General features: G+C 68.3%; 4 protein-coding genes. 2 read left to right on the top strand and 2 right to left on the bottom strand.

Annotated features, from left to right (window positions below; all coding sequences use genetic code 11):
• Window positions 1-96: 96 nt before the first annotated feature.
• Together ACXC9Q_RS21085 and ACXC9Q_RS21080 are read right to left on the bottom strand one after the other, a co-directional pair.
• Entirely contained in the window at window positions 97-1488 is a 1392-nt protein-coding gene (locus tag ACXC9Q_RS21085; RefSeq protein WP_457058316.1) for a M28 family peptidase, read from the bottom strand.
• Between the two features lie 67 nt (window positions 1489-1555).
• Window positions 1556-2587, bottom strand: coding sequence for a fatty acid desaturase family protein (locus tag ACXC9Q_RS21080; RefSeq protein ID WP_457058315.1), 1032 nt, complete (start codon window positions 2585-2587; stop codon window positions 1556-1558).
• 270 nt (window positions 2588-2857) lie between these two features.
• Between ACXC9Q_RS21080 and ACXC9Q_RS21075 the strand changes: the two genes are divergently transcribed.
• Together ACXC9Q_RS21075 and ACXC9Q_RS21070 are read left to right on the top strand one after the other, a co-directional pair.
• Entirely contained in the window at window positions 2858-4153 is a 1296-nt protein-coding gene (locus tag ACXC9Q_RS21075) for a sensor histidine kinase (RefSeq protein WP_457058314.1), read from the top strand.
• Entirely contained in the window at window positions 4105-4752 is a 648-nt protein-coding gene (locus ACXC9Q_RS21070) for a response regulator transcription factor (protein WP_328519215.1), read from the top strand. Before ACXC9Q_RS21075 ends, ACXC9Q_RS21070 begins: the two co-directional genes overlap by 49 nt.
• Window positions 4753-4989 lie beyond the last annotated feature (237 nt).

Genomic DNA, 4989 nt, shown 5'->3' with positions numbered 1-4989 from the left:
CGACCGCCCGCTGCCACTTGGAAGGCCTTCTGCGCGACATAGCTCTTCAAGGCTAGCCGTATGAGCCAGGTCACTCCGGCGCGGTCGGCCCGCAGGTCAGCTGCGCGCGACGGCGTACGCCGCGGTGCCGATCAGCTCCATCGACACCTGCAGGCGTTCCAGGCTGACGTTCTTCGCGATGGTGTCCTCGGGCGAGTGGTACGGCGGTTCCAGGTGAGCCGGCGAGATCTCGCCACGCCACGAGAAGTTGGCGGACGCGATCCCGACCTCCTGGAACGACTGATGATCCGACGCACCACGCTGGACCGGACCGACCAGCTGCGGGTCGTACCCGAGCCGCTGACCGGCCGCCCGGACCGCGTCCGTCGCTGTGTTGGCCAGGCCGGTGAACGACAGCAGCCAGTAGGTGACGGCCGGATCCCAGCTGGTGGCGACCATGTCGTTCTGGAAGACCGCCCGGTACCGATCGCGCTCGTCCTGAGCGAGCTGCGCGACGTGATACCGGGACCCGATCAGGCCTTGCTCCTCCGAACCCCAGAGCGCGAACCGCAGGGCCGCGTTGGTGGGGAGACGGCTCATCACCCGGGCCAGTTCCAGCGTGAGCACGGTGCCCGAGCCGTCGTCGTTCGCACCCGGTGCGCCGATCACCGAGTCGTAGTGACCGCTGACCATCACGATCGGCCCGTTGGCACCGGACTTCCCCCGACGCTCGCCGATCACGTTGTTCGAGATCAGGCCGCGGTGGGCCGTCGTACTGATCCGCAGCGGCAGTGAGTTCACCACCGCGAGCGCTTCGCGGATCATCCGCTTCTGCACCTGGGCGACGCCGATCACCGGGATCGGTGCGTCGGTCAGGCCGATCGGCGCGAACGCCGACGCCCGGCGGGGGAACACCTGGTCGGCCGGCACCAGGATCACACCGACAGCACCCCGCGCCACGGCCTCCGCGACTAAGGCCGGGCGCGATGCTGCCACGTCGTCCGCGATCACGATCGAGCCGGCCACGTCAGCCGGCCAGACCGGTGCCGTCGCCGGGCCGACGTCCCGGACCGGGCCCTCGACGGTGACGTCGAGCTTGCCACCGGGAGCGGCCCCGGCCTGCCAGCACAGGTCGCCGGGCAGGATGTCCCGGACGTCCTCGATCTCGGCGGTGAACTTGTCCGCCACTCCGAACGGCTCCAGCCGGGTCCGGTAGCCGAACTTGTCGAGCTGACCGGCGAGGTAGTCGGCCGCTCGCTTCTCACTCGTGGTCCCGCCGATGCGCGGGCCGATGTCCTCGGACAGCACCTGCAGGTGGCGCAGCGCGCGGTCCGAGGACAGGGCGGACACGATCTGCCGGTCGTACTTGTCCAGCTTCGGGCGGTTCATCGCACCCGGTCGCTGGTCGTCGGTGCCCCAGGCGGGGGCGGCGGGAAGAGCAGTGGCGGCGGTGACCCCGGCGACAGCGCCGAGCAGTCCGCGGCGACTCAGACCGGATCTATCGGTCATGCAGGTCTCCTCACGAGGGTGGGCGGCCCCGAGACCTGTGAACCTAACCTATCTGCGACTGAGTCGCCTAGAACTCAGCGCGAAGTTCGCTGCCCACTTCGTGCAGGTGCTGCAGACCCATTCGGTACGAATCGATCAGGGTGGTGCTGACGTACGGCATGCCGATCTGTTCGCAGTACGAGCGGACGACGGGCTGGGCGAAGCGGAGGTTGGCCCGCGGCATGCTCGGGAAGAGGTGGTGCTCGATCTGGTAGTTCAGGCCGCCCATCATCCAGTCGGTGACCAGGCCGCCGTTCACGTTGCGCGAGGTGAGCACCTGCTTCTCGAGGTGACCCCAGTTGGTCTCGCCGTCGGGCATCTCCATGCCCTTGTGGTTCGGGGCGAAGACGCTGCCCAGGTGCAGACCGAAGATCATGTGGTGGATCAGCGCGAACAGCACCGCCTGGCCCGGCGACATGATCAGGAACAGCGCGGTGAAGTAGAGGACGAGATGCGCGGCCATCAGGCCGAGCTCGAGCCTTGCCTCGCGGCGCGGGCGGCCGAGCAGGAAGCGGATGCTGGAGACCTTGAGGTTGAAGCCTTCCAGCGTCAGCAGCGGGAAGAAGATCTTCGCCTGGTGACGGGTCAGCCAGCCGTGCAGGCCGGTGCGGCCCTCAGCCTGCTCGAGCGTCCAGACCAGTACGCCCTCGCCGACGTCCGGGTCCTTGTCGGTGTGGTTCGGGTTCGCGTGGTGGCGGTTGTGCTTGTCGTTCCACCAGCCGTAGCTCATCCCGAGCAGCAGGTCGCCGTGCACCAGGCCGACCCAGTCGTGCAGCTTGCGGGAGCTGGCGATCTGCTGGTGGCCGGCGTCGTGCCCGAAGAACGCGGCCCGCGTGGTCAGGATGCCCAGCGGGAGCGCGAGCAGCAGCACCCACCACGAACTGCCGACCACGGCGATCGCCGCCCAGGTCAGTCCCATCAGGACCACGTTGATCCCGATCGCCATCGCGTACGCCGCCGTACGGCGCTCCAGCAAACCGGCCGCCTTGATCTCCCGCAGTAACGGGGAGAAGTCGGAACCGCGCGTGGAAATAGGGGGTGAAACCGTTGGCTGAGCCATCAAAGGTCCTCGTCTCGGGATCGGGGGAGGCCTAGGCGTACAGCCGCGGCCAGCGTACGTCATCAAGCCTCAGCGCCCTAACGGCTCAGCACATGAGTGCTACTACCCGAACGCGATGGGGAGCCAGTGCCCGGGCGACAGTGGGCCTAACACCACTGAGTCAGGTCTCACACTCGGTCATGATGGAGACATGAACGAACGCAGTGAGTTCATCAGCAGGCACAGCCCATCTCGTGTCTCGTCCGCGCCCGGAGCGAAGCGAGGACGTGGATGAGCAAGATCGCCACCCAGGCGCCGCCGCTGCGGTACCCCAAGCTCGCGCAGCCATGGATCGCGCTGTTCCTGGCCATCCTGGCCGAGCTCGGGATCGCCTTCTTCGTGCTCAACGTGGTCGCCGTGCCGCTGATCGCGGTCTGGGTCGGGATCCCGCTGCTGCTCGTGTTCGTGCCGGCCGCACGCTGGTTCGCGAACTGCCACCGGACCATGCTGGCCGGCTTCCTCGGCGAGCCGATCCCCCGCCCGTACAAGAAGCCGCCGGTGCCCGGTGTGCTGATGTGGTTGCGGACGACGCTGACCGACCCGGCTACCTGGCGTGACATCGTGTGGCTGCTGGTGAACGCCGTACTGGGGTTCACCCTGTGCCTGCTGAGCGCCGTACTCTTCCTGGCCACGCTGTTCTATCTGGTCTACCCGCTGCTCGTCGGCGTCACCCCGAAGGGCGTGTTCACCGAGCCGTTCGGCGGGCTCGTCACCGTGAACTTCTGGACCAGCTTCCTGCTGATGCCGGTCGCGCTGATCGCGTTCATGATCTGGTACGCCGCCGGCGAGCGGCTGCTCAAGGCGAACGCGTACATCGCCCGCTCGCTACTCGGCCCGACCGAGAGCGCCCGGCTGGCGATGCGGGTCCGCGAGCTGGCCGAGTCCCGGGCCGAGACCGTCGACACCCAGGCGGCCGAGCTGCGCCGGATCGAGCGGGATCTGCACGACGGGGCTCAGGCCCGGCTGGCCGCACTCAGCATGAACCTGGGCATGGCCGAGGAAATGGTCGCCCGTGATCCGGCCCAGGCGGCCGCTCTGCTCACCGAGGCCCGCGAGTCCGCCAGTACGGCGCTGTCCGAGCTGCGCGACCTGGTCCGTGGCATCCACCCGCCGGTCCTCGCGGATCGCGGTCTGGACGGTGCGGTCAAGGCGCTCGCGATGTCCGTGCCGTTCAAGGTCGACGTCACCATCGACGTCCCCGGCCGCCCACCCGCGCCGGTCGAGTCGGCGGCGTACTTCGCGGTGGCCGAGGCGCTCGCGAACGCGGTCAAGTACTCAGCCGCGACGAACGCCTGGATCCAGATCACCCACGAGCAGGAGCGGTTGCACATCCTGGTCGGCGACGACGGCGTCGGAGGTGCGGTCGTCCGGCCCGGTGGCGGTCTGTACGGTATCGAGCGGCGGCTGGCCGCCTTCGACGGTACGTTGACCGTGGTGAGCCCGAGCGCCGGGCCGACCACCGTGATCATGGAGTTGCCTTGCGAGTCCTCATCGCTGAAGACCACGCCCTCCTCCGGGACGGACTGATCCGCCTGCTGGAGGCGCACGATTTCGAGGTCGTCGAGGCAGTCGACAACGGTCCCCGGCTGGTGCCCGCCCTGGTGGAGCACCGGCCGGACGTCGCCGTGGTCGACGTCCGGTTGCCACCGACGTTCACCGACGAGGGCCTGAAGGCCGCGATCGAGGCCCGCCGCCAGGTCCCGGGCCTGCCGATCCTGGTGCTCTCGCAGTACGTCGAGCAGCTCTATGCGCGCGAGCTGCTGACCGGCGGCGGTGGCGCGGTCGGCTACCTGCTGAAGGACCGGGTCTCCAACGTGGCCGAGTTCCTCGACTCGGTACGGCGGGTTGCCGCCGGAGGCACCGCGATGGACCCGGACGTGATCGGGCAGCTCCTGGCCCGCAACACCCGCGACGAGCCGATCAGCCGGCTCACCCCGCGCGAGGCCGAGGTCCTCGGCCTGATGGCCGAAGGCCGCTCCAACGCCGCGATCGCCGGCGCCCTCTTCGTCACCGAGAAGGCCGTCAGCAAACACACCAACAACATCTTCTCCAAGCTCGACCTCCCCCCATCGGAGGACGACAACCGCCGGGTGATGGCAGTCCTCACCTACCTCTCGTCCCGCTAGGACACACATCACCCCCACCGGAATCAGCCCACCGGCAACTTCGGGGGGATGTCTCACAAAGGCAGGGGATATCCGGCTCTTCTAACGTATCCGTGGGTGGTTCGCGTCCTTGGCGTCTCGGCGGTCGGCCGTGTTGTGTCGGTTGCCGCCGGGGTGGGGAGGATCTGGTCCCGGATTGGGTGGGCAGATTCAGGGGATTGTTGCAACGCCTGATTGTTGGAGGGTGTTGTGATGGGG

This window comes from Kribbella sp. CWNU-51, from assembly GCF_054073265.1.
The sequence above is the reverse complement of the archived record's forward strand: the minus strand, read 5'-3'. Positions and strand labels throughout refer to the sequence as shown.

Coding starts and splice junctions, on each gene's coding strand:
- ACXC9Q_RS21085 (WP_457058316.1), bottom strand. CDS start 1,488: ATGACCGATAGATCCGGTCTGAGTCGCCGCGGACTGCTCGGCGCTGTC.
- ACXC9Q_RS21080 (WP_457058315.1), bottom strand. CDS start 2,587: ATGGCTCAGCCAACGGTTTCACCCCCTATTTCCACGCGCGGTTCCGAC.
- ACXC9Q_RS21075 (WP_457058314.1), top strand. CDS start 2,858: ATGAGCAAGATCGCCACCCAGGCGCCGCCGCTGCGGTACCCCAAGCTC.